This window comes from Euzebyella marina, assembly GCF_014855515.1.
GTDB classification, from domain to species: Bacteria; Bacteroidota; Bacteroidia; order Flavobacteriales; family Flavobacteriaceae; genus Euzebyella; species Euzebyella marina.
The window spans coordinates 277,571-303,268 of sequence record NZ_JACYFK010000002.1 but is presented as its reverse complement, the minus strand read 5'-3'; the positions used below and the strand labels follow the sequence as shown (position 1 = coordinate 303,268).

At 41.4% G+C, this 25,698-nt stretch carries 30 protein-coding genes; 8 read left to right on the top strand and 22 right to left on the bottom strand.

What is annotated here, in order from left to right; genetic code table 11:
• Positions 1 to 636: 636 nt before the first annotated feature.
• The 4 genes from IL356_RS10075 to IL356_RS10060 form a co-directional block, all read right to left on the bottom strand.
• On the bottom strand, positions 637 to 3,351 hold the full coding sequence (locus IL356_RS10075) for an HD domain-containing protein (protein WP_121849122.1): 2,715 nt from the start codon (positions 3,349 to 3,351) through the stop codon (positions 637 to 639).
• 71 nt (positions 3,352 to 3,422) lie between these two features.
• Positions 3,423 to 3,563: a hypothetical protein gene (locus IL356_RS10070; RefSeq protein ID WP_192466542.1), complete on the bottom strand. Its 141-nt coding sequence runs from the start codon at positions 3,561 to 3,563 to the stop codon at positions 3,423 to 3,425.
• A gap of 17 nt (positions 3,564 to 3,580) precedes the next feature.
• Positions 3,581 to 4,693, bottom strand: coding sequence for an acyltransferase family protein (locus IL356_RS10065; RefSeq protein WP_121849123.1), 1,113 nt, complete (start codon positions 4,691 to 4,693; stop codon positions 3,581 to 3,583).
• A 22-nt stretch (positions 4,694 to 4,715) separates the two neighbouring features.
• Positions 4,716 to 5,303 carry an ankyrin repeat domain-containing protein gene (locus IL356_RS10060; protein WP_121849124.1) on the bottom strand — a complete coding sequence of 196 codons (588 nt, stop codon included), beginning with the start codon at positions 5,301 to 5,303 and terminating at the stop codon, positions 4,716 to 4,718.
• A gap of 139 nt (positions 5,304 to 5,442) precedes the next feature.
• Here IL356_RS10060 and IL356_RS10055 point away from each other — a divergent pair, with 139 nt between their 5' ends.
• Positions 5,443 to 7,617 (top strand): helix-turn-helix domain-containing protein, encoded by a 2,175-nt coding sequence (locus tag IL356_RS10055; protein WP_225621462.1) that lies wholly within the window; start codon positions 5,443 to 5,445, stop codon positions 7,615 to 7,617.
• A gap of 126 nt (positions 7,618 to 7,743) precedes the next feature.
• The gene (locus IL356_RS10050; protein WP_121849125.1) at positions 7,744 to 8,307 is read left to right on the top strand and encodes a DUF4494 domain-containing protein; all 564 of its coding nucleotides are present in this window, start codon (positions 7,744 to 7,746) and stop codon (positions 8,305 to 8,307) included.
• Positions 8,308 to 8,436: 129 nt separating this feature from the next.
• On the opposite strand, the gene IL356_RS10045 is transcribed toward IL356_RS10050, so the two are convergent.
• Both IL356_RS10045 and IL356_RS10040 read right to left on the bottom strand, forming a co-directional pair.
• Positions 8,437 to 8,814, bottom strand: coding sequence for a hypothetical protein (locus IL356_RS10045; protein WP_121849126.1), 378 nt, complete (start codon positions 8,812 to 8,814; stop codon positions 8,437 to 8,439).
• 166 nt (positions 8,815 to 8,980) lie between these two features.
• Complete coding sequence (locus IL356_RS10040) at positions 8,981 to 9,334, bottom strand: hypothetical protein (RefSeq protein ID WP_121849127.1); 354 nt, start codon at positions 9,332 to 9,334, stop codon at positions 8,981 to 8,983.
• Between the two features lie 199 nt (positions 9,335 to 9,533).
• On the opposite strand from IL356_RS10040, the gene hpf reads away from it, so the two are divergent.
• Positions 9,534 to 9,836 carry a ribosome hibernation-promoting factor, HPF/YfiA family gene (hpf, locus tag IL356_RS10035; protein ID WP_121849128.1) on the top strand — a complete coding sequence of 101 codons (303 nt, stop codon included), beginning with the start codon at positions 9,534 to 9,536 and terminating at the stop codon, positions 9,834 to 9,836.
• A 12-nt stretch (positions 9,837 to 9,848) separates the two neighbouring features.
• On the top strand, positions 9,849 to 10,301 hold the full coding sequence (locus tag IL356_RS10030) for an arsenate reductase family protein (protein WP_162987897.1): 453 nt from the start codon (positions 9,849 to 9,851) through the stop codon (positions 10,299 to 10,301).
• Between the two features lie 44 nt (positions 10,302 to 10,345).
• Here IL356_RS10030 and IL356_RS10025 read toward each other — a convergent pair whose 3' ends face one another.
• Positions 10,346 to 10,690: a hypothetical protein gene (locus IL356_RS10025; RefSeq protein WP_121849130.1), complete on the bottom strand. Its 345-nt coding sequence runs from the start codon at positions 10,688 to 10,690 to the stop codon at positions 10,346 to 10,348.
• 132 nt (positions 10,691 to 10,822) lie between these two features.
• Here IL356_RS10025 and IL356_RS10020 point away from each other — a divergent pair, with 132 nt between their 5' ends.
• Positions 10,823 to 11,356: a YceI family protein gene (locus tag IL356_RS10020; RefSeq protein WP_121849131.1), complete on the top strand. Its 534-nt coding sequence runs from the start codon at positions 10,823 to 10,825 to the stop codon at positions 11,354 to 11,356.
• Here IL356_RS10020 and IL356_RS10015 read toward each other — a convergent pair.
• The 4 genes from IL356_RS10015 to IL356_RS10000 are packed head-to-tail and all read right to left on the bottom strand — an operon-like array spanning position 11,339 to position 13,578.
• Positions 11,339 to 11,971 (bottom strand): NADPH-dependent F420 reductase, encoded by a 633-nt coding sequence (locus tag IL356_RS10015; protein ID WP_121849132.1) that lies wholly within the window; start codon positions 11,969 to 11,971, stop codon positions 11,339 to 11,341. The two genes, IL356_RS10020 and IL356_RS10015, sit on opposite strands and share 18 nt — an antisense overlap.
• Positions 11,972 to 12,022: 51 nt before the next feature.
• Positions 12,023 to 12,559, bottom strand: coding sequence for a peroxiredoxin-like family protein (locus IL356_RS10010; protein WP_121849133.1), 537 nt, complete (start codon positions 12,557 to 12,559; stop codon positions 12,023 to 12,025).
• Positions 12,560 to 12,569: 10 nt separating this feature from the next.
• Positions 12,570 to 12,962, bottom strand: a complete 393-nt coding sequence (locus IL356_RS10005; RefSeq protein WP_121849134.1) for a hypothetical protein — start codon at positions 12,960 to 12,962, stop codon at positions 12,570 to 12,572.
• Positions 12,963 to 12,966: 4 nt separating this feature from the next.
• On the bottom strand, positions 12,967 to 13,578 hold the full coding sequence (locus IL356_RS10000; protein ID WP_121849135.1) for a nitroreductase family protein: 612 nt from the start codon (positions 13,576 to 13,578) through the stop codon (positions 12,967 to 12,969).
• 176 nt (positions 13,579 to 13,754) lie between these two features.
• Between IL356_RS10000 and IL356_RS09995 the strand changes: the two genes are divergently transcribed.
• Positions 13,755 to 14,723 carry a TerC family protein gene (locus IL356_RS09995; RefSeq protein ID WP_121849136.1) on the top strand — a complete coding sequence of 323 codons (969 nt, stop codon included), beginning with the start codon at positions 13,755 to 13,757 and terminating at the stop codon, positions 14,721 to 14,723.
• A 1-nt stretch (position 14,724) separates the two neighbouring features.
• On the opposite strand, the gene IL356_RS09990 is transcribed toward IL356_RS09995, so the two are convergent.
• The 11 genes from IL356_RS09990 to IL356_RS09940 form a co-directional block, all read right to left on the bottom strand.
• Positions 14,725 to 15,153, bottom strand: a complete 429-nt coding sequence (locus tag IL356_RS09990; protein WP_121849137.1) for a hypothetical protein — start codon at positions 15,151 to 15,153, stop codon at positions 14,725 to 14,727.
• 11 nt (positions 15,154 to 15,164) lie between these two features.
• On the bottom strand, positions 15,165 to 15,413 hold the full coding sequence (locus IL356_RS09985) for an acyl carrier protein (RefSeq protein WP_121849138.1): 249 nt from the start codon (positions 15,411 to 15,413) through the stop codon (positions 15,165 to 15,167).
• Positions 15,414 to 15,427: 14 nt separating this feature from the next.
• On the bottom strand, positions 15,428 to 16,696 hold the full coding sequence (locus IL356_RS09980; protein WP_121849139.1) for a beta-ketoacyl-[acyl-carrier-protein] synthase family protein: 1,269 nt from the start codon (positions 16,694 to 16,696) through the stop codon (positions 15,428 to 15,430).
• Positions 16,686 to 17,138, bottom strand: a complete 453-nt coding sequence (locus IL356_RS09975) for a 3-hydroxyacyl-ACP dehydratase FabZ family protein (RefSeq protein ID WP_121849140.1) — start codon at positions 17,136 to 17,138, stop codon at positions 16,686 to 16,688. Before IL356_RS09975 ends, IL356_RS09980 begins: the two co-directional genes overlap by 11 nt.
• 14 nt (positions 17,139 to 17,152) lie before the next feature.
• The gene (locus IL356_RS09970; protein WP_121849141.1) at positions 17,153 to 17,950 is read right to left on the bottom strand and encodes an SDR family NAD(P)-dependent oxidoreductase; all 798 of its coding nucleotides are present in this window, start codon (positions 17,948 to 17,950) and stop codon (positions 17,153 to 17,155) included.
• Positions 17,951 to 17,959: 9 nt separating this feature from the next.
• On the bottom strand, positions 17,960 to 19,015 hold the full coding sequence (locus IL356_RS09965) for a type III polyketide synthase (protein ID WP_121849142.1): 1,056 nt from the start codon (positions 19,013 to 19,015) through the stop codon (positions 17,960 to 17,962).
• Positions 19,012 to 19,734, bottom strand: a complete 723-nt coding sequence (locus IL356_RS09960) for a methyltransferase domain-containing protein (protein ID WP_121849143.1) — start codon at positions 19,732 to 19,734, stop codon at positions 19,012 to 19,014. Before IL356_RS09960 ends, IL356_RS09965 begins: the two co-directional genes overlap by 4 nt.
• Complete coding sequence (locus tag IL356_RS09955; protein ID WP_240467915.1) at positions 19,734 to 20,861, bottom strand: NAD(P)/FAD-dependent oxidoreductase; 1,128 nt, start codon at positions 20,859 to 20,861, stop codon at positions 19,734 to 19,736. The genes IL356_RS09960 and IL356_RS09955 overlap by 1 nt, the downstream gene beginning before the upstream one ends.
• 82 nt (positions 20,862 to 20,943) lie before the next feature.
• Positions 20,944 to 21,639, bottom strand: coding sequence for an OmpA family protein (locus IL356_RS09950; RefSeq protein ID WP_121849145.1), 696 nt, complete (start codon positions 21,637 to 21,639; stop codon positions 20,944 to 20,946).
• A gap of 10 nt (positions 21,640 to 21,649) precedes the next feature.
• The gene (locus IL356_RS09945) at positions 21,650 to 22,132 is read right to left on the bottom strand and encodes a lipocalin-like domain-containing protein (RefSeq protein WP_121849146.1); all 483 of its coding nucleotides are present in this window, start codon (positions 22,130 to 22,132) and stop codon (positions 21,650 to 21,652) included.
• A gap of 144 nt (positions 22,133 to 22,276) precedes the next feature.
• Complete coding sequence (locus IL356_RS09940) at positions 22,277 to 24,253, bottom strand: alpha-ketoacid dehydrogenase subunit alpha/beta (RefSeq protein WP_121849147.1); 1,977 nt, start codon at positions 24,251 to 24,253, stop codon at positions 22,277 to 22,279.
• A gap of 131 nt (positions 24,254 to 24,384) precedes the next feature.
• Between IL356_RS09940 and IL356_RS09935 the strand changes: the two genes are divergently transcribed.
• A complete protein-coding gene (locus IL356_RS09935) occupies positions 24,385 to 25,335 on the top strand; it encodes an isopenicillin N synthase family dioxygenase (RefSeq protein WP_121849148.1) in 951 nt (316 codons plus the stop codon).
• A gap of 1 nt (position 25,336) precedes the next feature.
• Positions 25,337 to 25,666, top strand: coding sequence for a translation initiation factor (locus tag IL356_RS09930; RefSeq protein WP_121849149.1), 330 nt, complete (start codon positions 25,337 to 25,339; stop codon positions 25,664 to 25,666).
• The last annotated feature ends 32 nt before the right edge of the window (positions 25,667 to 25,698 follow it).

The following is a 25,698-nucleotide window of genomic DNA, read 5'->3' as shown; positions in this document are numbered from 1 at the left end:
TTCTCGTATTCAAGGAAATCTATGCAAGATTTTTTTCTACAGCATTCTTATCAGTTTGCCGCAACAGCTAACGGCAGTATTTTGGAAGGTCTAGTAGACCTTTTAAAATATGAGCGAGATGATGCGTTGGCAAAGCGAGATAATTTCTTAGCCCTTGCTAACCTCACATCTTGTTTGAAGTTTTAAGTACCTCTAACATTATGTAAAATAGGACAGAAATTTTAGAGATTAAGTATCTCTGAAATTTTGGGCCAGCTGTAGCGTTGGCATTTACCAATATGTCGTTGAAAGAAGTCTCCTTTCTTTTTTTCTTGATACGCCGAAATATATTTAGGGTGAGTCGGCGCGGTGGCGAAACAAAAAGATACTCATTCATACCTATTGTTTTTTAATGGTATTCGTGAATCTTCGATTTCAAGGCTTACAAATTCCCGATAAATATCGGGATTGGAAACAATGTACGGCTCAGCCGCTACATTTTAGGATCCATTGTAATTCTTAAGACTTCTCTAAGGTTTAAGAACCTTTTCAATTCTCAAGAAAACTAGTAACCAGCCCCCTAAAATTTTTAACGCTCCTCTCACCTACTCATTCAGCGAAAATTATCTCATGCCAATAATGTCCAAAACAAATGAATTATACAGCAAAATCTTCTTTTGTCAGGTAATCAAGTTTTAAACGCCCTTCTTCCAAAATATTATCAATGATTTTATTGGATTTAGCAATAGTTTTATCAACTCGCTCTTCTGTACAATATTGATCAAGAAGAGACTCAATGATATTTAACAACTCTTTCAAAAGCCTTACCTCTTTACTGTTTAATTTCTTTTCATTAACAAATGCTGCGATTTTTAAAATCATGGGATGTCTTGAATTGAAGTGAGCTTCACCATGGTAGGAGAACTTTTTATCTTTAAAGGATGGATGACCCTCCATATAGTTGATTCCAATTTTTTTGCTATCAAATTCTGAAAAGTTATAATAGAGATTATAAGGATCCAAGGAATTTTTTAACTCAAAAAGTTTGTTATATGCGGATTTCGAATAAGAAAGAAAGTATCGTTCTTCTATTTTGGTGAGAGAATTCCCGAATTTGCAAAATGAATTGAAAAATTGATCGATATCATTACGGTATCGGCTAGATTCGGATTTTGTCAAAGATGGAATATTTAAATATTTTGAATGTAGTTCAGCATCATTGACATCTTCGAAAATTACAAATTCTTTGAAATTTTCTTCAATTTGATTCAATGTATAATAGTAAGTTTTGCTTTTAATTAGGAATTCATAACAGAAACAATCTTTTACAAGATTTGCCATTTCTGATTTGTCCTTAAATTCTTCTGATGGCCAGTAATTATATATGAACCATCTAGTTAGCTTAACATGTTCAATACTGTTCGAACTATGATGGATAAAAAATTTATCAAAAACTTGCTTTACTAAATTTACTTCGAAAGCAGCTAACGAATTATTAACAGAATCCTGATTTACAAATTCAGTTCTACTAAGATTAATCTTCAATTTTTTAATAATATTTATTTTACCAAATGTAAAACCAACATTACTTTCATAATTATTAATTAAGACCCCTTTTTGTGAGAAAGCAATACTACCATGATCGGCACCATAGTTTGCTTTATCATCAAAAGAATTAACGTCAATTAGTTGATATAGGTTGACTGATGGTATTTCTTTAAAATTCTTCGGAACTAGTATACCTACAATACCCTCTAGCTCGCTATTACTTAAAGAATACGTCAAAGTTTCAAACATACTTGCAGTTTCACGTTGATTATAGTAAAAATGAGGTAGAATATCTTTATCGAAGTCAATAATCATTTTGTCAGAAGTCAAATTAAGCTTCTCATTTTCGTCCTCAACTGATATTGGTATTTCAGTAAACCGAAAAGTGTTTTCAACAAATTTGGATACCGTATTGACATTGAATTTTGTATGATATTTTGATTTTAAGTGCAATGTGATTTTAGTTCCCGTATTCTCTTTTTTAAAATCTTCAAAAAAATGAAAATAGGCATTCGGGTCTTTGTCAGTTCTAAACTTTAACCCTGGTTTTTCGGCTCTCTTTGTCTCCACATCGATAAATTCGCTGATGAGGAAGAAAGAAAATACACCTATACCAAATTGACCTATTGCTTGAAAATCACTTTGGACAATTTCTTGTTGATAAAAACTGCTAGCCAATTTTCCAAAATAGTTTTCGATGATAAATTCATCCATGCCCTGTCCATTATCCTCTACCGAAATGAAATCTTCTCCAATAACGATCTTTATATTAGGTTTATAGTCATTTTTGGAAAGAGTCCTTTTATAGTTACAGGCATCCACAGCATTTTGGACAACTTCCCGTAAAGCAGCTTCCTTGTTTTTATATAAATCTTCACCTATAAAAGCGTTAATTACATTTTTGACATCGAAGGAATATTTTATTCCCTTCGGATCAAAATCAATATAATTATAAATTGGTTCTAGAGTTTTTAGTTTTAATTCAAAACGCCGATTCTCAATTACATGAATTGATCTGATAGTCTTTTGACATTGTATTAATACGGATGTCACTTTATCAAATTGTTCATCTAAAGCTCCTAAAATATTATGGTCTGTACATTTAACTTCGATTAAAACCTTGTCATCCATAAAATTAATTTGTGTAGTCGCCTTATGTTTTTGCCATTCTTTTCTACTCACATCATTGTCTGGAATGTAATATTTATATAAAATATCAGGTGTTCTAAGGTTACTTATGTCGAGTTCATCAGCAATTCTCAAAATGCAGGACAAATAAGGCAAACAAACAAATTCCCTTCCGTTCTTCACAAAAAATTGGGGTTTGTAAAGTTCAAAATCATTAAGGTCTACTTTTCTATGACCTCGTGCAACCAAACCGATTGCCTCGGCATATTTAGCCGAAGGTATGTGCAATTTATTCCACTCTTCAATTATGAATTTATAGCTCAATTCATGGTGTATATCTCTTATATATCTTTCTGTTGAAAAATCTAAATTATCTTTTCTATACTGTATTAATTCATCGGTATTCGAGATTTCTTTTATCTTCTCTTCAGGAATGCACATTCCTGCATCATGTAGAATACTTGCCGTGCAAAGAATATACAACTCATCAGAGTTTAAAGAGTTAATTTCTTCTTCGGTCATTATTTCGCCAGCTAAATTTAATACCTCAAGTGTATGTTCAATAGAATGGTCAGTATATGTTGGGAAATTCTTTATATATTGCTGTAGTAATTTTGAAATTATGACTTTTGTTGCTTCAAAATCACTAAAAAGTTTTGGGTTTAATTTTTCAAGTTTGGCGGGTAATCTACTCATTGATAAAAAGTTTAAATTATTCTAAATATAATTCTTTTAACAAGAAATAAATTACGGGATTCCGCAATCAATTAAAAATATGTTTTAAAATCCCATTCCGCACACATTACCTTCCCCTCCTCCCGATAGCTATCGGGACGGGTCGCATAATAAGTGCTCCATAAAACTCCATTAACCCAAAAAGCCCCAACACTACGGTTAGGGCTTTCCATATAAAAATAGCTACTTTTTAATTCGTCTCTTTCGCGAGTGTAGGCTCTTTTATCAGTAGCTTTTCGCCTTTCTGTCTTTTACTTTTCCATGGGAGCCCGAATAAAGGGCGTAACACCCCTACCCTACGAATCAAGAGTTCGTACAGCAGGTAGCAGACGATAAAGGTGAATACGGTTAAGCATACAAACTGGGCCATGGGGTGCATCGCCAAGGGCAATAACCACCATGCGCCAAAAAACATCACGAACATATGTATAATATACACGGGGTAAGCGGCTTGGGTCAAATATACCAATACCCGACTGGGACGGTTTAAATAATGGTGTACGAGACCGAAAATGGCATAGATCCAACAATTCGATTCCAAAGCCATTAAATAGCCCGGGGCTTCCCGATTGAATTCGATATACCTAAGGGCATAAAGCCCCAATGCCAAAAGGAGGTAGCCCCACTTCCATTTTTTAACGGTCTGCCAAAAGGTAGGCCCACCATACATAAATAGGTACCCGAAAAAGAAGGCCAAAGCGCCCAAAAAGAACCCGTGCCATGTTTCCGCGTACAGCGAAAATATTTGGGGCTTGACCAGTGCGGCTTCCAACATAAAAAATACTGATACCAACAAAGGTCCTCCCGGGTGGGCCAACAACCGGCCCCATACTTTTTTGAACCGACCTTCCCCCCTATTCTTCAACGCATAAAAAACGGGCAAGAACAGCAGCACATAGCAAAAGATATTGCCCAAGAACCAAAGATGGCCCGCATGCGGGTAATAACCCAGCGGTACTTCGTTAATGGCCTGAAACAGGTACATATGCAGGGGCGAAATGGCCACAAACCCGAAAACGAAGGGTATGAGTATGCGACGGGTACGTTCACCGATCAGTTGTTTCCAGTTGCGTTTGCGCATGGCAAAATAGAGCCCCATGCCCGAAACAAAGAACAGAATGGGTATGCGCCACACGTTGAGCATGGTCATAGGGGTCCATAATCCTTCTAAGGGCCGTTCGCTTCGTACAAACCCTACGAACATGGCCCAGGGCTGAAAGATGATGGCTATATGATAGATCAATAACAGGGCGATGGCAATGATCCGTAACCAATCGATGTCGTATCGTCGTGCTGTTTCCATGGCTTTTTCCGGTCTTATTTTTTTATTGTAACATCATGGCTATCACGGGACGTGTCTTTTCCACTTCCGCAATGTCGATTTGCAGGCCGACAGGCGCCAATTGCTGCTGCATCATCTCATAAATGGGCTTCATCTGCTCAAAAGGGGCGGTAATCGTTTCGCGAGCGGTGGCCCCATAGTTGTTTTTGATGGTCTTATCGGCACCGGCATCAATCAACTTTTGAACGGACTCTACCCTACAGAAAAAAGCGGCCACGTGAAGGGCGGTTGAACCATCGTTGTTTTTGATGGATAAATCGGCCCCGGCATCGATAAGGGCGTCGGCAATCTCATCTTTTTCAAAAGTAATGGCGGTGATCAAAGGGGTCGAACCGCTGAGGGCCTCTTTTTTGTTCAGGTCGGTACCCGCTTTAATATGCTGCTGTACGGCATCAAGGTTGCCGCCCATCACAGCAGCGTTCAAATCGATATCGGGCGCTATGGATTCGGTCTGGGCGGTGGGTTGTGATTCCTTATTCCCTTTTTCTTGTCCGCACGCGGTCAAGCTTAGGGCCAAAATCAAGAAGGCATACTTACATGGGTTTACTAAAGTCATTGATGATTTTTTCATGGTGATTGTTTTTATTTGTTGAACATTAAATTTTACAAGGCAAATGTCCGCCAAGCGCCGACGCAGCACCAATCACCTATGCCGCTTTGTACATAAGCCTTGCACAGCCGATAGCACTTATGGCGCAGGCATATAAATTATGCGGCAAAAGGCGCATTTTCACCTTGAAGAACAATCGCTTATATTTGTTTTTGCCAGCATGGCGACCAACCCTTTTACTACCATGCAAGACCGACCAACAGGGCACCTTTTTACCGAACAGGCCAAGGCCATTTTGCTTGAAAACCTAGAAAACGAAAACTTTGGGGTTTCCGAACTGGCCGATGCCATGCATATGAGCCGTTCGAACCTGTTGCGCAAGTGTAAAAAGCAGACGCAGTTATCGGCGAGTCAGTTCATTCGAAAAATTAGGCTCGAACAGGCGATGGATATCTTAAAGGAATCACCGGAACTGACCGTTTCGGAAGTCTCTTACCGGGTCGGTTTTGGCAGTAGCTCGTATTTTATCAAATGTTTTAGGGAAGAGTACGGATACCCCCCTGGGGAAGTTGCCAAAATGAACCATGAGGAAAACGTTGCTACGGATGGGGATGTCGAAGCATCGGCTACTTCCATTCTGAAAAAATACCGTTGGGCCTTTTTATCCGGGGCCGCAGCCGTACTTCTACTGATCTTATTGGTGGTGGTCTTTCTTCCTTCCAAAAAAAATACGACTCATACGGAAGCTGGGGAATTAGAAAAATCGATAGCCGTTTTGCCCTTTAGGAACGAGAGTAACGATTCGACCAATCTCTATTTTGTCAATGGCCTGATGGAAGCCTCTTTGGGCAACCTTCAGAAAATTGAGGCACTGCGGGTCATCAGCCGCACTTCAGTGGAAAAATACCGTCATTCCGACCAGAATATTGCCGAGATAGCTCATGAACTGGGTGTAAATTATGTCGTAGAAGGAAGCGGACAAAAAATCGGAGATCAGGTACTGTTGAACATACAACTGATCGATGCGGCGACTGATACCCCGGTTTGGGGGCAGCGGTACACCCATGAAGTGGTCGACATCTTTGCCCTGCAAAACGAGGTGGCCAAAAAAATCGCCGATGCCATCAAGGCCTCCGTCACCCCTTCTGAACTGGAACAGATTGATAAAAAACCTACCGATAATCTGGTCGCCTACGATTATTACCTACAAGCGCAAGAACCCTTTTTGCAGCGAACGACCGAGGGACTCATGAAGGCCATTCCCCTATTTGAAAAAGCGTTGGAAGAAGATCCCGAGTTTGCCTTGGTCTATGCCGATTTAGCCGTTACCTACTATTACTTGGATCTTTTTAAGAAGGAAAAACAATTTACAGAGGAAATCAACAAGAATGCCGACAAAGCCTTGTTGTACGACTCGAAATTGACCGAAAGTCTGGTCGCCAAGGCCCTTTACTACATGCATACAGGCGATTATCGTTTGGCCGTACCGCATTTGCTTAAGGCCATGGAATACAACCCCAATTCGTCCGCTGTGGTTCAACTGTTATCCGACCTTTATGCGAATTACATACCCGATACCGGAAAATATCTCGAATATGCCCTAAAAGGAAGGCAATTGGAGGTGGCAGCAAACGATTCCGTCAGTCAGAGTTACCTCTACCTGCATCTGGGCAATGCCCTGATACAGGCCGGTTTTACCGATGAGGCCATTACCTATATCAACAAATCGTTGGCTTACAATCCCCAGAACTATTATGCCCCCTATGCCAAGGCCTATATCATGTATGCCAAGGATGGGAATCTCAAAAACACCTTAGTGGCCATCAAGAACGAATTGAAGAAAGACATCAACCGTTTGGATATTCTTCAAGAAACGGGTAGGCTCTACTATTTTCTGAAACAGTATGACAGCGCGTACGTTCATTACAAGCGCTTCGATTCCATTCGAAAAGTCAGAAACCTGAATATTTATCCCCATGAGGATATTAAAATCGCCTTTGTCTATGAAAAAATGGGCTTTGAAGCCGAGAGCGAGCGTCTCATGAACGCTTACACTACATACTGCGAGAATGACCAGTCTATCTACCAACCGGCGAGTATGGCTGTTAAATTGGCCTACGAAGGCCATGCCGACCAAGCCATTGAAGAGTTGAAGAAGTTTGCCACCAAAGACCACTTTCAGTATTGGGCGGTACTGTTTATGCGAAAAGATCCCTGTTTAGCGCCCTTACAATCGCACCCCGAATTCGAGCCGGTGATGCAAAAAATCGAAAACCGGTTTTGGAGCAACCACGAAGACCTCAAAAAGAACCTGGAAAGTAAAAATCTTCTGTAGTAAGCTAATTTACTGGTTCTCAAAAGGCAACGTTTACCCTATTCAAATTGTGAATATCTATTCTTGTTTTTAGCCCTAGAAGGTGTATGCTTCCTCCTATCTTTGGCAGCCCAAAAACAATGAAAAATGAGTGCAACCTGGTACGAGTGTAAAGTAAAATATAGAAAACTGGACGAAGCTTCCGGAACCTTGAAAGTGAAAACCGAACCTTTTTTGGTCGATGCCATTTCCTACACCGAAGCGGAAAGTAGAATTACCGAAGAAATGCAGGCCTACTTGGCCGAAAGTGAAGAGATCAAGATAACCAATATCAAAGTGGCCAACTATGCCGAGATACATCCCTTTGAGAATTCAGACCGTTGGTTCAAATCGAAAATCTCTTTGATCGCTTTTGATGAGGAAAGCGGTAAAGAGCGCAAGACGAACGAATATTTACTGGTTCAGGCTAACGATGTAAAAGAAGCCTATGACAATACCGTACAGGTGATGAAAGATACTATGGGCGATTATACCATACCGGCCATTACCGAATCGCCTATTATGGATGTTTTCCCTTACTTTTCGGGAGATGAAAATGAAATGGAGAAGCTTGAAAAATTCAATGCCTTAAAAGATTCCGTTCCCGTGAATTTGGAAATGGATGAAAAATTGGAGCTGGCCGATGTGATGGCCGACTCTGAAGAGGAGTAATCCGCACACGGACATAAAAAAATGCCTTCCAAAAACCAAGCTTCTGGAAGGCATTTCTATTTAATATGATGAAGGATTTTTTACAATCCCTAGATGGATTCTATTCAACCGTTCGATGGTTCAGGCGAATTAACTACTCATTCGATACTCCAAATTACTGGTTTCCGGTTTTTTGATTTTTTCAAGATACACGGAAATATTATGAGCCAACAGCTTGGTACGCTTGAGATGGGTATCAATAAGATTCGAAATCTGGTCAAGAGCTGTTTCGTGTGTACGAATTTTCAAATAGATGAACGTACATGAATTTTCAAGGTACGACACTTCGGTATTCAACTTATAGAAGACAGAAAAATCTTCATGGGTTTTAGGTTCTACCAAGTAAGACCCCAATTGTTTTTTAAAAAACTCAATGTCCCTCTCATTTCTATCCAATCTATTGAGCTGAACGGCAAAACTCCGCCGCAACAGAGAATTACTTTCGAATAAGCTAGCTTTCTTTTCCATCTAAAACGTTGTAGTTAAGTGTTCTTCGTGCGACAAAGGTATCTGTAACTTACTGAAGTTCTTACAATAAACAGATATTTAACCCAAATTTCACATCGAATTTACCAATCTGCAAAAGAGATGTTAATAAAGTTAATAAGTCCTTAAATTTGAAGCACTTATATTATCATTCCTCCGATTCGCCCTCGGCACAATTGATTAAATAGCTCTCTACATTCTTGTGAATTTCGCGAAATGCGTTCAATTGTTTTTTGGCCTCTACGATGTAACCACTCATAGGTATTTGGTCACTTTTGAGCCCCGTAATGATATCTTTGTTATTCTTAGAGCAACGGTCCATTGCACGTCGCAATTGATCGAGCCTTTCATAAAGACTGTAAGTGGTAGGTTCTGAGCGGTAAGAGCTCAGCTGCCCCCTTAATTGCATAAGGTTTCTTTGGTTTCTTTCCAGTCGGGCCACCAGCGCATTATTGCTGTCCGATTCCCAGTTCAGGTAGCGATTTTGTTTAAATTTTTCCATAGCAGTAGTGTTAAGATGTTGAGTTTTGTAAGAAAGTATCAGGGATGTCTTCTAAAGTTACGAAAAAAAATACTACATCGATTTCGTAAAAGTCATAAAATCAGAGTTTAACACATTTTAACTATTGGCAGTTTTTACCTGTGGCAATAAATTGTTTTTTACGGCACCATCGGGCCACGGGCTACCAGTAACTTGCAGTATGAACATAAATTTTGAATACGATAACGTAAGTGCCAGTGACCGCTTAGAGCAGTTGGCAACAGATAAAATCAGTAAACTTTTCGACAGATACGATTTTCTGGTTCGGGCGGATGTTTTCTTCAAAAAAGAAAATACCTCAAGCCCAGAAACAGGCCTCATTTGTAACATACGCCTCAGTGCACCAGGCCCTCGCCTATTCGCCGAGGCCAGTAACGATACTTTTGAGACCTCTATCAGGGAATCGGTGTCAGAGTTGGAAAGACAACTGAAAAAGAGAAAAGATAAAATGAAAAGTCACTAAACTATGGAAGATATGAGTGTATTAAGTACCGATGAAAATATGTTGACTTTGGTCTATAGCTCAAAGTCGCACTTGGGCAAGCAAGTGCTTGGCTACGTTCAAGGAGCAGGTGATGCCCTACGTACCATAGATATTGCTGAAACGAAATTGGGCCATGCCGTATGGGTAACCTTGGCAGATGGGCTCGGAAAAGACTTGGGTGAACTGTTCTCGCTCGACAATACCGAAACGTTGGATATTGAGGATAGCGATTCGTTCGATACCGATGATTGGTTAAAGCTAATCGATAACAATCCGGAGCTTTTGCAGAACCCGATTGCCATTAAAGGCAAAAAGTTTATGCAGGTCACCAGTCGCTCGGAAGTATTAAAATTCTTTGAAGTCGATTCGGCCGGTCTTGAAAAGAAGAATATGGGTGAAGAGCCGGTCACCAAGTCGACAACGAAAGACGAATCTTTTATTTAAACAAACACTTAACATCAAAAAAGCCACCGTAAAGGTGGCTTTTTCTATTGTTGGCTATCCTCATCCTCGAACTCCAGTTTGGCCATGGTCTTGGACAAACGGGCGGAATAAGGTTGGTCTATAATATCTTGTAATAATCGTTCTCTTTTACGTTCCGAGATATCGAGTGTATCAACGATATCGCGCGTGCGCCTCATATCGGCAACTCTTTCTTCCTTTAAATTGATGCGTTCTTCAGGGGTCAAAATCATCTGAGGCTCAAAACGTTCCATCACCGTATATTTGGTAACCTCATGTTCTTTTTTTGATTGCTCCTGCGCCTGAAGCGCCACATTACCTGCGGTAAATGCCATAACCAGGCATATACCCTTAAAAATTAATTTTTTCATAGGGGTTTTTCATATAGTCTCGTGAGCTAAGTTAGAAATTGGCACTAGCCATCGTATGCAAACGGGTTGAACGGCATAACAAATCGATAAAACGAAAAATTAATACCTTACCAACAACCAACAATAGTTCTTATGTTCAAAAAAGCGGTTCTCTTAATCCTATTCTGTGTCTCAGTATCAGCAATCAGCGCCCAAAATGCCCCATCCATCTCATCGGCCACCGTTTCTTTTCGATTTGAATCGAAAGGCGTAGATGGCAGCATTGGCGGTTTTAAATCTACCTCCCAAATCAATTCTAATGATCTGATCAAGGCCCGATTATCGGGTTCTGTACAAGTCGAAACCCTGAAAACCGGAAACTTTTTAAGGGATTGGTCTTTAAAAAGTGAAAAATACTTTGATGCCGACGCCCACCCAAAAATACTATTTGAAAGTAATGAAATTAAAGCAACGTCACAACACAACGTTTATGAGGTAACCGGTACTTTGACCATAAAGGGCATAAAAAAACCGATTACCCTAACTTTTGAGCAGCAAGGTAATCGGCTTATCGGTACTACCAGTCTTTATACGTCTGATTTTGACATTCAAATTAAAGATGAGCGTACCGAAAATAAGGTGTCGGTTCGTATACAACTGACTTTAGGTTCAGGCCATCTCAAGTAGTGAGCGCATTTCCTGCTGGTCGGTAGTAACACCGTACACTTTTTCATCTACTTCCATCGCCTTGGTCGCGCCTAAATTACCCACGTACAGCGGTACAAAGCCTATGTCAGAAATTAGTTGCTCCGTGACCTTTCTACTCTTTACATCTTGGGCCGCAAAGGGTATGGCAATAGGTTCCTGCTCATCAAAGGCTCTATTTTTTAGGTCTTTATGGTAAATCGTATTGAAAGCCTTGGCTGTTAAAGCCGTCGTAAACTTCATCGCCGTGTACTCAGATGCGTTTCTATTGTCATCTCTCACCTTTTGAGCCACGTCACCATCTCTTTCAGGATATGGATTGGTGGCATCAATGATAACCTTATCACCATATTCCCCGGCATAAACCTCGGCGGTCTCATCAATTGCTTTAAAAGGAGTGGCCAGTAAATACACATCTACACTTTCTTCAAAAGCATGTGCAACACTCACTGCTTTCGTGTTCTTACCACCCTCCAAAACCAAATCTTTTAATTCTTCAGGATGTCTGGAACTAAACAAAACTTCATGACCGGCCTTGGCCCAATGTTTGCCTAACGTTCCTCCTATTTTACCGCTTCCTATAATTCCAATTTTCATATTCTGTATCGATTTTATTCCGTAATCACGGAAGTTCTTTTTTATTTTTTCCTAAGCGAATTGTTCTTCTGCTTGCAACTGAAGCTCTCCCCTGGCCGGGTAATTTTCTTTTTCCACATAATCAATCATACTTAATATGTCGTCGAAAGAAGGTCTAGCAAAAGGCATGGTCTGTACCGAAGCAGCATATAGCGTTCGATCAGGCTTCACCAAGAATAATCCTGGTTCTGAAAACTGTTCGGGTTCTTTATCCGAAATACCTTTGGAAAGATAAAGTCCCCAATCGGTAGCCTGCTGCTTGGTCAAGCCATAGGCCAACGGCAATTCGGGGATATTCCATTCTTCTGCCGTTTTTTGGGCAGTTTTTTCATCATTCATACTTATGGCCACCACATTAACATCTCTATCAATGAACTTGTTGAGCTTTTGTGATAATTCTTCTAACTGCTTTTTACAAATCGGACAATGCAGCCCCCGATAAAAAACAATCATGGTAAAGGAGCCATTATCTTGGGCATCCATTTTCCATTTGGTACCATTTATTAAGTTCAATTCTAGTTGGGGTACTTTTTCTCTTGGTATTAACATGTATTAAATTTTAATGATTTAGGGTATCGACCACTACGGACACCGGTTGAATTTGGTCTTTGACCTTTTCGTAACGTCTAAGTTGTGGTCGTGTTAAAATATTCGACATTTCGGCCCTCTGCTGATCGGCCAACTGAGACAGCAAGAACATCTTATCTTCGGGAGACATTTCAGCTTTCTGAATCTTGTTCTCACGAATCAAAAATTCTTCGAGCTTTTTCTGAAACAAGAGCACTTGATCACTACCAAGCACCAGCTCGGGCTGATAAGCCCTGGTCAGGCTTTTGGCCCAGGTTTCACTGCTTTTGCTTCCCTCTTGAAAATACGTGTCTTGACCTCTCATGATGGTTACCAGTCCGAAACCGGAAAACAACAAGGCCCAAAATGTCGAATTCTTTTTCATAACATTAGTCTTTCTCTTTCCATTCGTTTTCAAATGCGAAACTTTTCTGAGGTTTTCTCTCACGCTCCGCTTGTTCCTGCTCCTGAAGTTCGTCGGACAGGTTTTCAAGTTCACCACCATAATAACCTATGGCTACAGCAGTAGAAATATGATATCCTTTCGGTACATCGAATACCTCTTGTGCTTTCTTCCAATCTACGCCGGCCATATGGTGAATTGCAATGCCCATATACTGTGCCTGTACGGTCATATTACCCATCGAAAGGCCCAAATCATGTAGCGCATGAAAGTTCTCTTCTCCCTCAGGAGTTTTCTCTTTATAAGCGGTCAACATCAATACAGGGGCGTTTTTTGCCCATTCTTGATTGAAATCGCTTAAAGTGTTCATTATTTTGTCATAACCTTCGTTGCCTTTAAAGGCATAGATGAATCGCCACGGTTGCCAATTGTAACAACTGGCAGCCCAGCGAGCTGCTTCGAATAACTTTTTCATATCATCCTCCGTCACCGGTTTCTGGTCAAATATTCTAGGACTGTAGCGCTGTTTTATCAGAGCATATAGCTCATGGTCGTTATTAGCAATTTTATCCAACGCAATTTGTTCTATCTCGTTCATATCATTCTTGTATTAAAGTTTTTCTTCAAGATAGCAGAACATGAGCCAAGGGATTGATTCATGCGATTCGATTTTTGATGGAAAAAACATCGTATCGAATGGGGCTAAGAGCAACTCAAAAGGGTCAATCGAAACCCTAATTTTGTTTAACTTCGCCGCTTCAAAACAGCTTTTTTATGTGGGTGTGGATAATCTTCATTGCAGTAGTAATCGTATTCTTGGCATTGGACCTTGGGGTATTTCACAAAAATGAACACGTTATTAAAAGTAAGGAAGCTGGTATATGGACCGCCGTCTGGGTGTCCGTAGCCCTGGGCTTCAGTGGAGTCATTTACTGGCTGTTTAGTAGTGGATTGGTCGAAAACCCTACCGGACTCACGCCGAACAATGCCGTTTTAAAGTATGTTACCGGCTATTTGATTGAACTTTCGCTCAGTATCGACAATGTATTTGTTATTGCCGTTATCTTTTCGGCATTTAAAATTCCCGCGTTGTACCAACACCGGGTCCTTTTTTGGGGCATCTTGGGCGCCATAATCTTTAGAGGATTAATGATTCTCTTTGGGGTGGCGCTGATTACCAAATTTGAATGGATTATTTACGTGTTCGGCGTATTTCTGTTATACACGGCCTTTAAGATGTTAAAGTCCGATGACAGTGATTTTGACCCGAAAAACTCATGGATTTTTAAACAGGCGAAAAAACTTTTCCCGATTACAGGTCAACTGCACGGGCATGATTTCTTTGTGAAGCGAATGGGGGTTCGGGCAGCCACCCCATTATTTATGGCATTGATAGTCATCGAATTGACCGACGTTCTTTTTGCCCTCGATAGCATACCGGCGATTTTGGCGATTACAGCGGACCCATTTATCGTATTCAGCTCGAACATATTGGCCATTCTAGGGTTGCGCTCTATGTATTTTCTTATTTCCCGCATGTTGGAGAAGTTCCGGTATATCAATTACAGTTTGGTGGTCATTTTGGCCTTTGTTGGTCTCAAAATGCTCTTTTCGCACTATATCGAGCTTCCGGAATGGGTATCATTGACCGTGATATCGGTTTCGTTGCTGGCTGGTATAGTCGCATCACTGCTCATTCCTGAAAAGGAAGGTGAAGAACCTATCTCCACCGAAGGGGAATGATTTATTTACCTTTAAATATTGAATGGTAGATTTTGCCTACTACCCAATTCCCTACAGGAAAGTAGAGCGCAAAAAACAAGGCCATACCCAAAGAGAAATTTCTGATTCCGAAGAATTGGTCCAAAAGGTTGTTGGGGTACGCATAGGAAGTCTCCAATCCATAACCTGCGAACTCCAAAATACCCATTGCGATGAGTCCGTACGCATATTGCATGTGAAAGGGCAAGTTTCTCAGCAATAATGAAATGGGAACCATGTAAAGAATATAGCAAGTGATGACCTGCCACCAATACGTAAACTTGGCAATTTCAACAGCTGCACCGAACCAGTTCATCAAGAGCCCCCATAAAAAATAGACCACACAGTAAATGGCTATCAATCGCTTATCAACGTTTAATTGTGTTTTGGCCCAAGAAATCGGTTGGTTCATAATAGTAGTGATTAGGCAAGTTTAGCGTCGATTATCTCCAAGGCATCCTTGACAGTTTGCATCTGCTCCATATCTTCATTTTCGAGCATAATGTCAAACTCATCCTCTACATCTAGTACAATATCTACCAAATGGGCCGAATTGATATTGAGCTCATTGATAAAATGGCTGTTCATTTGAATATCATCTACCGAAACATCGTCCGGTAAATAAGTAGATATGATCGCCTTAAGCTTATCGTACTTTTGGTTTTCATTCATAGGTTCTTTCCAATTTAAAAACGCTTAAAAATAGTACAAGCATTCACATCGCCAAAACCAAAACTTGCCTTGGCCAGAACCTGAACGGAATAATCCATCGTTTGGGTAGGAATTTTGGAGGGATGCACCCACTTCTCTATTTCAGGATGTAGGTCTTCACAATTGACGGTTCCAAAAAATTTGTTCTCTCGCATCTGAAGGATGGAAGCAACCAATTCAATGCTCCCGGAAGCTGCCAAGCAATGACCAAAATGCCCTTTGAAGGAATTGATAAAAGGAAAATCTTTGCCCGAACGACCTAAGGCCTGGCTCCAATTCGAAATTTCAACGGGATCTTTGGTAGTAGCTGTTAAATGCCCGTTTATGGTATCGATATCGTTGGTCTCAATTCCCGCATTGGAAACGGCTTGAGCAATGCAGCGTTGCACCGACTCGCTATTGGGGGCGGTCATGCTTCCCTCTCCCCTTTGTCCGCCACTATTGACGTGCCCACCCAACACTTCGGCATAGATGTTGGCACCCCTTTGTAGAGCGCTCTCCAAAGACTCCAAAACAAGAGCTCCCGCCCCACTGCCCGGTACCAATCCCGCAGCGGATGCACTCATAGGGCGGCTGGCCTTTTCCGGTTGATTATTATAGGTTCGAGGCAAGATGCGCAGAGCGTCGAAGCCTCCCCAGACATAAGGGCCACTATCGCTGGTACTACCTACGAGCATTCGTTTTGCTTGTCCGTTCTTGATACGTTCATAACCCATCAATAGGGCCTCTGTTCCGGTACTACAGGCAGAAGAATTACTTGTCACCTGATTTCCGCAACCTAATTTTCCCCCTAGAAAAGCACTGATACCGCTCGACATAGTCTGAGCTACCGCGGTACTTCCCAATCGGCGTACTTGTCCCTTATCAATATTATGAATGGCCTCATGAAATTTATCGACCCCTAAGGTTCCCGAACCAAAAACCACTCCGGAATCCCAATCAGGTCGGTTTTCTTCGGAGGGATGCAAACCTGCATCTGACCACGCTTGTGAACCTGCAATGACACCGTAAATAATACCGGTGGACTGGAGTCCCTTCAACTCTAATGAATTAAAGTATTTATTTAATACAGCATCGTTAACTATGGGTTTACTTGCAATTTGACAAGAGAAATTCAACTCTTTTAGTTGAGGGACGTAGCGTATGCCGCTTATGCCCTCTTGCATTGATGCCGTGAACTCGTCCAGACCGATTCCATTTGGGGCACAAACCCCCAACCCGGTAATTACCACCCTATTGCTCACTTGAGTTCTTTTTAATCATTCCTGAAATCGTTCCCTTACAAACCAATTCTTTTTGAGCGTTGAACATTCTCACTTGACACTTCAATTTATTGAACCGAAAATAGACCTTTTCAGATGTGACGGTGACCTTCTCGCCCGGAAATACCGGTGCCAAGTATTCCATTTCAGCACTGCTCATGGCGACCAATAAATTACCATAGCCCTTATCATCATCCTTCAGTAAAAATATTCCCAAACAAACAAGCCCTATTTGGGCGCAACACTCGGTTAGAAGCACTCCTGGGGTCACCGGATGATTTTTAAAGTGGCCTTCATAAAAATAGGCATCGACAGGAAAGGTATAGAACCCTTCCGTTCCATCATCACTCACGGAGTTCAATCCATCCACAAATAAAAAAGGCTCGGTATAGGGTAACTGATCAAGTATTTCTTCGTAGGGCATAGTTTTTTCATTGATTAGCGCAAACTTTCTCCTCCGTCCACGGTGATTACCGTTCCTGTAATCCATCGGGCTTCTTCCAATGTCAACAAATAGACGGCATTGGCTACATCTTCGGGTGTAGTCAACCTTTTGTTCGGATTTCGCAATAAGGCATTCTTCTTTAACTCTTCATGCTTCGGAATCATTCGAAACGCCTTGGTATCGGTCGTTCCGGCCTGAATGCAGTTTACTTTAATTCCGATAGGCGCAAACTCCAAAGCCATATTTCTTGTCAGGGCCTCCAACGTAGCCTTGGCGGCGGAAACAGCGGCATAGCCTTCCCAAGCCTTCTTATTGCCTTCTGAAGTAAAGGATATGATTCGAGCATCTTCGGCGAAAAGTGAATGCTTGATCAAATCTTGTGCCCATTCGTACATGCTCAAGGCCATAGCGTTCAAAGTCAATTGAAAATCCTGCAGGTTCAAAGAAGTGCCGTCATTACCACCCATTGGTTTTAAACTGCCCTTGGCAATGCTGTGAACCATTACTTTAATACCCGATGAAGTGGATTGTAAAGAGCCTATTTCTTGCAAAACCGCTGCTCTTTTATCGGCACGGGTAACATCAACATTAAAACTTTTCACCTGAGCACCCATTAAAGTAATTTCTTGATAATAACGTTTAATTTCTTCTAAATCAGATTTCCTGTCTCGGTGAACAATGAGAATATTATAATTCGCTTTGGCCAATTTCTTAGCAGTAGCCAAACCTAGTCCGCTACTACCTCCCAGTATCAAGGCCCAGTATTTTTTTGGTTCTTTAGACATCATCATTTGCTACAATTACCATTTTAGCAAAACCCTTTGGGCGGAAAAACCAGGTCCAAAACTCAGCATCAGCCCCTGCTCGCCCTTTTGAATATCTTTTTGCATAAACCGCTCCAAAACATACAAAACCGTGGCACTGCTCATATTACCGAATTGCCGTAGTACCTCACGGGTGTCATCGATGTTTTTATCCATTTGCCCAAAAAGTTCTTCTACCGTTTGTACAATTTTTCTACCGCCAGGGTGAAAAATCAAATGATCGACTTCCTCAATTGAAGTTCCGTTCTTTTTTAGAAACGGATGGATGATGGATGGAAAATGTTCAGCAATGGTATCCGGAACCGCAATATCCAGAACCATTTTCAACCCTAAATTCGTCAGGTCGAACCCCATCATATGAGTGGCATCCTTAAAATGGTACATCTCACCGGCTACCAATGCTGGTCCCTCTGCATTTTCTTCCGAGGATAACAAGACACAGGCCGCTCCATCGCCAAAAATGGCGGCGCTGACCATATTGGGCATGGAATAATCATTTAATTGAAACGTAGCGGTCGGACTTTCAACTGCCACTACCGCGGCCCTTTTTCCAGGATTGGACCGAAGGAAATTATTGGCGTAAATCATTCCGGAAACCCCCGCAGCACAACCCATTTCGGTAACAGGAAGCCGCACAATATCTTGCTTGAGCCCTAAATCGTTGATGAGATAAGCATCAAGGGAAGGAATCATGATACCCGTACAACTTACCGTAATTATATAATCTAACGATTCGGGTGACCATGATTGTTGCTGTAATGCTTTTTCAAGCACAGCCTTCCCCAATTTCTTGGCCTCTCGAGCATACACTTCATTTTTCTCTTCAAAAGAGGTGATGGTGAACACCTCTTCAGGCCGCATAATGCTGTAGCGCCTATCGACAGCCGCCCCTTCGAACATTTTAACCACCTTGCGGCGAAATCGCTCTTCTTGATCCGATAGCCATAAATCAACTAACGGTATGATATCTTTGGTATCCCGCCAATATGGGGGTAGTTCTTTGGTTACGGTCGTAACTCGTACATCATTCATATATTCTGCTTATTCTTACGGGTCATGACCCAGCTGTATCGAAAGGCCCATTGCCATTTAATTTGATGTTCCACAAAGGTCAACCCTTTGGACATCTCTTTGAGCTCCTTTCTCAAAAACCCCCTTTTGATGGAGGTAGCACCATCTTTTCTGGCCATTTCGGTCTTTATAAAAATAGTACTAAAGAGCTCAAATAAGTAGTACGCCCAGGTACTTCTTTGTAAATCGTTTATAATCAAAGCGATTGAAGGAATTTGTGCCAATTTCTTCAAAAAAGCTGATAATTGAAATTCTTTGATATGGTGTAAGGTCAAGGTACACAAAACAAAATCTACGGGAATATTGAGATTTTCCCAGTCGAAAATGTTTTGATTTAGAAAGACAATCTCTGGATACTCTTTTGATTTTTCTCGAGCTATAGCCAAAGCAGTTTCGTTTAGGTCAACTCCGTAGCATTTTACCTTTCGATTTTGTTTTCGGGCCTGTAAAACTACTTTTCTAAGCATTTCCCCATCCCCGCAACCCACATCTAATATCGTATACGATTCTTTGTCGAACCTGTTTATATTTTGATTCAGGTGACTTAAGGTAATTTTAGTACCACCTAAAATTCGATTGCATCGATTGATATCTTCAAAAACAGGTAGTAAGGTTGCTTTTGGTATGTTTTTGCCATCCATCAGCTCTTCTCCTTTAAATCTATTTTTTAAGTTAATCATTAGCTGATAGGTTTACCATGAGTACACTTGACCATAAAGTTTAACAACCCCGGTGTTTTGCCCACTGCCTTCAATAGTATGTTTGATAGTTTCGGTTTCAACAGTATTTTCTGCAATTGCCTGCCCCACCAAATTCTTTTCTGAAAGGCTTTCTTCCACTTACGGATATAATTTTTCTCCAATTGCTCACGGGTCATGGTGGAGCCCGAAAAAAAATCGACCAGTAACTCGGAAGCAATTTTTGCGCTATGAATGGCCATCGCCATACCGTTACCACATAAGGGATGTATGAGCCCCGCCGTATCTCCGCACATGATGATATGGTTTTCTACCGCTTGTTTTGGTTCAAAAGAAATCTGGGCGATGGTCAAAGGTTGGTCAAAAACAGGTTGTGCCTCTTTTAAGAAATTCCCCAGGAATGGGTTTTTAGACACCACCTGCTGGTTGTAATTCTCGATATTTCCGGCCTTTTGAAAGCTATCGTAGGATGCGAGATAGCAGAAATTGACCGCCCCGTTTTCAGTTTTGGATAGTCCGCCATATCCTCCCTCAAAATTATGCAAGCCTACCAGGTGTTCAGGAAAGTCCTCTAAATGATAATGGTTTTTAACAGCCATCCAACTTGATTTGTTTTGGATGAAACTTCTATCCAAAGCCTTATCAAGCACACTTCTCTTTCCGTATGCTCCGATTGTAAATATTGAAGTAATAGTTTCATTTAAACTTGTATTCACCTCAAAATAAGAATCTTTAAACAAAACATTATTCACTTGACCTATTAAAAAATGGACACCGACCTGTTGGGCCCTTTGAAAGAGATGATGGTCAAAGGCATAACGACTGATACCTACTCCTCCAAGCGGTAATTTACTTTTGACAGAGACGCCCCGAACCGTACTGAACTGCAATTCTTGAATGGACACCGCACCCTTTTCTTGCAACCCGACATCCAAGCGCTTCAAGTAGGGAACCACTTCGTTGGACACATATTCACCACAAACCTTATGATTCGGATATTCGTTTTTTTCAATGACCAGAACACTTCTCCCCTCCAATACGAGATGAATGGCAGCCGTAAGTCCTGCCAAACCACCACCAATTACGATAATTTCATAATCACATTTCACTCTTGGAAGATAGGGTTTTGTATAAAAAATCCCGACCTGCATTAGGTCGGGATTTCTAAAGGAACTTATTTAGCGGGAACAATTATCCCTTCACTTGCTGTTTTGCTTCTTCTTTCAAGGCTTCACTGGCCACAATAGCCAATTCTACCCTTCTATTCTTTGCCTTACCTTCTTTTGTTTCGTTGTCGGCAACCGGCTGCGCTTCGCCATACCATTTGGTAGTCAATCTACCGGAATCGATACCCTGCGATACCAAATAATTGCTTACCGAGGTAGCCCTACTTTTTGACAACTGCATGTTGTAATCATCAGGACCAGCACTATCGGTATGCCCTTCAACCAATACGTTCGATTTAGGATATTCCTTTAAAATATCGGCCAGACTATTCAATGTCGTCTGCGAAGTACCTTTTACATCACTTTTGTTGGTGTCGAAATACACTCCGGCATCCTCATTAAAGGTAACGTTGATACCCTCACCAACCCGTGTCACTTCAGCTCCAGGAATTTCTTCCTCGATACGCTCTGCCTGTCTATCCATTCGGTCACCGATATATCCACCGGCAACCCCGCCGATAGCGGCACCCAAAATAGCACCCAACACGGTATTATTACCATTACCTACATTGTTGCCGATAACACCACCTATGGCAGCGCCACTACCGGCACCTATCACGGCTCCTTTCTGTTTGTTGTTCGCATTCTGTACGGTTTTACAACCGACTACCATGGACATTGCCATGATGATATAAACTGATTTTATAGCTAACTTCTTCATTTGTAGTTTTTTATTGTTTATTAAACGTGTACACCACCGCAATTGGGGAACCGTTCACGTTTACATTTGACTTTAAGGTCATACTGGCACTTGATAAGGAAACAATATCCATACCGTAACCAGTTCTACCGTTAATGTCTTTTTTCTTTTCGTCGATATACTTAAACTGTAAGCGATCGGCCCCAGCTTCGTTTTCTACCACCGACCATCTAATATTACGAACTCCCGAAGGGCAGGCACCCGTACTACTGTTGATGTTGTAGTTACCCGTACTGTTGTTTTCCAAAAAATACCAAGTACTTCCTTCAAAGCAGTAGGCGTCGGCATCGTTGAACAACTTGGCTTTGTAATCACCTTGTTCACCTTCATACGATACATCATTAAGAACCCATGTTCCGTTGATGGTATCACGTTGCTGTCTTACTTCCTTTGAGAGGGAACAGGAGGTTAAGACCAGAAAAAGTGCACCTAGCACCCAACTATTCTTTATCATAATTAAAAATTTAGTTTGAATAGATACGAGAGCATCGCTTATAACGACCAGCCCTACACGTTAATCTATCGTTAATTTCGATGGCAAGATGCCACCATTTGTCGAGACAGGTGCGTTTTAAAAAGGAAGATTTTTGCTCGATTACTAATACGCAAGTAGTTCATTCAATGCCTCGGCAAACCTAGTTTTTGGAAGGTATCCATTTTCCAAAGCTTTGGCGAAGGGTATCGGCGTTTCTAAACTGGCCACCCTTTTTATGGGAGCATCTAAATATTCAAATCGATTTTCGGTAACAATGGCAGAAATATCACTGGCAACACCCCCAAAAAGGCTATCTTCTTGGAGAATAATTAACTTACCTGTTTTCTCTACTGAGACATAAATGGATTCGATATCCAACGGGCAAAGGGTACGCAAATCCAAAAGGTCGGCGCTGATATCTTTACGTTCATTTAAAACTGCCAAAGCCCAATGCACAGCGGCGCCATAGGTAACGATAGTTACATCACGACCTTCTTTTAGCAACGCAGCATGACCGAATGGAATGTTGTAATATTCATTAGGAACCTCTTGATAAATACTTCTATACAATGCCTTATGTTCAAAAAACATGACGGGATTGGGGTCTTCAATAGCAGTAGCCAAAAGTCCCTTAGCATCAAAAGGAAATGCCGGATAGACCACTTTGAGTCCCGGGGTTTTCGTAAACCATGCTTCGTTGGTTTGCGAATGAAACGGACCGGCACCTACATCGCCTCCACAAGGCATTCGAATGACTACTTGGGCAGATTCGCCCCAACGGTAGTGTGATTTGGCCAAATAATTAACAATGGGATTGAACCCTGAGGTGGCAAAATCGGCGAATTGCATTTCCATCACCGCTTTCATGCCGTTTATAGATAGGCCCATGGCGGCCTCCACGATTCCCGATTCGCAAATTGGCGTGTTCCTGACCCTATTCTTGCCGAACAACTCAACAAAACCCTCCGTCACCTTAAAAACCCCACCATACTCCGCTACATCTTGGCCCATTATCACCAAATCATTGTTTCGTTCCATCGACTGCTTTAGACCCTCTGAAACAGCATCAACAAATCGGATGTTAGAAGTAGTACCTTTTGGTTTGATTTCCTCAAAATTATGCGGATGGTATACATCCACTAATTCTTGGGTTAAATTGAATTCTACAGAGGGTTCATCAAAAGCAATTTTCAAGTGCTCACTGATTTCATCTTCTATTTTTGTCCTTAATTCTTCAATTTGCCCTTTATCGAGCAGACCCTCTCTTATTAAGAAAGATTCGTAGTTGCTTATAGGGTCTTTTTCGGCCCATTCCTGCAATAGTTCTTCCGGAACATATTTAGTACCGCTTGCCTCTTCGTGGCCACGCATGCGAAACGTAATGAATTCCAGCAGTACAGGCCTAGGGTTTTCCCGTATGGACTGGCATAAGGTCTTCACTTGGGTATAAACCTCGGTAATATTATTCCCTTCAATCGTATACGATTCCATTCCGTAGGCCTGTCCCCTATCGGATAAGCGTTTGCAATTGTATTGTTCATTGGTGGGGGTAGAGAGACCATAGCCATTGTTCTCAATACAGAACAGTACTGGTAAATTCCACACCGAGGCGATGTTCAGCGCTTCATGAAAATCTCCCTCACTCGTACCTCCTTCGCCGGTAAACACCGCGGTAACCTTTTCTCTTTCATTGATCAGATCGGCCAGGGCAATTCCATCAGCCACGCCTAATTGGGGACCTAAATGGGAAATCATACCCACAATCTTATATTCTTGCGTACCAAAATGAAAACTACGATCCCTTCCTTTGGTAAATCCGCCTAGCTTTCCCTGCCATTGGGCGAATAAACGCGAAAGTGGCACTTCACGGGTCGTAAAAACCCCTAAATTTCGATGCATCGGCAAAATGTATTCATCCGCATGCAGGGCACTCGCAACACCTACCGAAATGGCTTCTTGCCCCATGCCGCTGAACCATTTTGATATTTTTCCTTGCCGTAGCAAAACCAGCATACGCTCTTCGATCATACGCGGTTTTAGCATTCGCTCATATAACTGCACCAAAGTAAAATTGCTGATTCCTTTCTTTTGAAATTCCATGGAGAAATTTGGGATACCTTTAAATTAGTTACCAATGTAAAAGTAGAAAAAAGGCATCATTCCCAAATACGGATGTCGGCGGCATACTATGCAATATTTTTTACCTTTGCCTAAATATTAATGTTGATGCTATGAGTGCGATACCCAGTGTTGATTTAAAGGATTTCGTTTCTGAAGACCCAAAACGAAAGCAAAAATTTATAGAAGAAATTGGAGCCGCTTTTGAAAATATCGGCTTTGTGGCCCTAAGCGGACACTTCCTTTCCGATGAGTTGGTAGAAAATCTTTATACGGAAATCAAAAGATTTTTTGATCTGCCCCAAGATATAAAAGACAAGTATGAAATAGAAGGCATCGGTGGCCAACGCGGTTATACCTCATTTGGTAAAGAACATGCTAAAGGAAGAAAAGAAGGCGATTTGAAGGAATTTTGGCATTTTGGCCAGTATGTGGAAAACAATCCCAAGCTAGAGGAGGAATATCCTGATAATGTAACGGTCGACGAATTGCCCGAATTCAATGAGGTAGGTAAGGAAACTTTTCAAATGCTCGAGAAAACGGCCCAGTATGTATTGAGGGCATTGGCTCTTCACCTTGATTTAGAGGAAACGTATTTCGATGACTACATCAAAAATGGCAACTCCATTTTAAGGCCCATCCACTACCCCCCTATCACTAGCGAACCTAAAAATGCGGTTCGAGCGGCAGCCCATGGCGATATTAACTTAATCACCCTTCTAATGGGTGCCCACGGTAGAGGTTTGCAAGTACAGAACCTCGAAGGGCAATGGGTCGATGCCATTGCAAGGCCTGACCAACTGATGATCAACGTTGGGGATATGCTTTCTAGATTATCGAACAATAAGCTAAAATCAACGATACACCAAGTGGTCAATCCGCCAAAGGAATTGTGGGGCACTTCGAGATACTCCATTCCTTTTTTCATGCATCCTATCAGTGAGATGCCATTGAACTGTTTGGAGAACTGTATCGATGAAGACCACCCAAAACAATACGCCGATATAACGGCTGGCGAGTTTTTACATGAAAGACTCATTGAATTAGGATTGATAAAAGCGTAGTATGGATTTAAAAGATCAGCTTAAAAACCTTTTTCCGGATCACGAACCGCCAAAAGAAGAACCGACAGCACAGGAGAAAAGCGATGTTTGGCTTCAAGACAATCCTATTATCTGTAAATACGAAAAGAGGAAGGGAAAACCCATTACCATATTAGAGGGTTACAACGGTGCCGATAGCGATTTTAAGAAATTAGCGAAAGAGATCAAGACCAAACTGAGCGTAGGCGGTAGTTTCAAGAACGAACAGATTATTATTCAGGGAGATTATCGTGAAAAAATAATGGAAATTCTAAAAGAAAAAGGCTTTTCGGTGAAACGTGTAGGAGGTTAATTACTTCAGCAAAAAGGACCGACCTTTTTTGT